We start from the raw sequence: 983 nt of genomic DNA, 5'->3' as shown, positions 1-983 counted from the left end.
TGCCCTCGCTGCTGGGCACGCCCGCGGGGCGGACGTTGCTGCTGGCACAGTTGTCGGCGCGACCATGGGCGCTCTCGCGTGAGACCTGCCTGCCCGACGTGGCCGGCCTGGCCGACGCCCCGTCGACTGGCGCCGCGATGGACGCTCTGACCAAGGGGCCCAAGCAACAAGGCGCCCCCGTGGGCACCGTGCCTGGCCGGGTCACGATCGGGTGGGGGCGGCGTGACCGGGTGACACTGCCGAAACAGGCCGCACGTGCCACGGAGCTGTTTCCCGACGCGGAGCTGCACTGGTTCGAGCGGTGTGGCCACTTTCCGCAGTGGGACGCACCGAACGAGGCGATCCGACTGATCGTGGAAAACACCGACTGAGGTTCGCGCCTGCCCCCGGTCGACAACAGCACTCGTCTCGGGCGGAAGGGCTGAGGCGGCATCAGGCTGCGATCGCGGCGACGTTCGCGAGAACCCATGACCCGCATCTCGGGTGCGCCGACTGGCGGCGGGTAGCCACCCCTCCGGCGACACCTTGCTTGCTCGAGTGGAACGCAGCGGGACCGTGCGTTCGAGTGGCGGCAAGGCGGAAGCTGCGTCGGTGCCGCGTCAGGCGAACCTCCCCGGCGAGGCTGAACCCGTTCCCAGAGGCGGACCGTGTTCCGTCAGGGGCGGTGCCCCCACAGGCGACCGCCGCATCGACGGCGTGTGCGCGGGTATCGTCGGGCGATGAGCCAAGGACATCATTCTGAGGACCACATTCAGACGCGTGCTGAGCTCTTGTCGGAGGAACAGGCGGCAGGCAGCGATGACCCCGAGATGCAGGCCCGCGCGATACTCGCCGAGTCAGAGGAGCGCACCGAGAACCCGGAGCGCACTCGGGACGAGTCCACCCAGACGCCGGACGAGGCCTGACCGCCCGGGCTAGGTGACTCAGAGGGCCATTCACCCTTTGGCGGGATCGCGTAGAAATCGAGCGCCCGGCAGGCGGCG

At 69.8% G+C, this 983-nt stretch carries 2 protein-coding genes; both read left to right on the top strand.

Features of this window, described 5'->3' with window-relative positions:
- Positions 1-371 (top strand): alpha/beta fold hydrolase (locus ABD831_RS22200; protein WP_425582872.1); only part of this gene is annotated, 371 nt, incomplete at its 5' end.
- Between the two features lie 348 nt (positions 372-719).
- The gene (locus ABD831_RS22195; protein ID WP_344952293.1) at positions 720-905 is read left to right on the top strand and encodes a hypothetical protein; all 186 of its coding nucleotides are present in this window, start codon (positions 720-722) and stop codon (positions 903-905) included.
- Positions 906-983: the final 78 nt, after the last annotated feature.

It is taken from the genome of Terrabacter ginsenosidimutans, from assembly GCF_039539425.1.
GTDB classification, from domain to species: Bacteria; Actinomycetota; Actinomycetes; order Actinomycetales; family Dermatophilaceae; genus Terrabacter; species Terrabacter ginsenosidimutans.
The sequence above is the reverse complement of the archived record's forward strand: the minus strand, read 5'-3'. Positions and strand labels throughout refer to the sequence as shown.

Bases quoted from the DNA above. Each gene is read 5' to 3' on its own strand.
- ABD831_RS22195 (WP_344952293.1), top strand. From the start codon at position 720: ATGAGCCAAGGACATCATTCTGAGGACCACATTCAGACGCGTGCTGAG.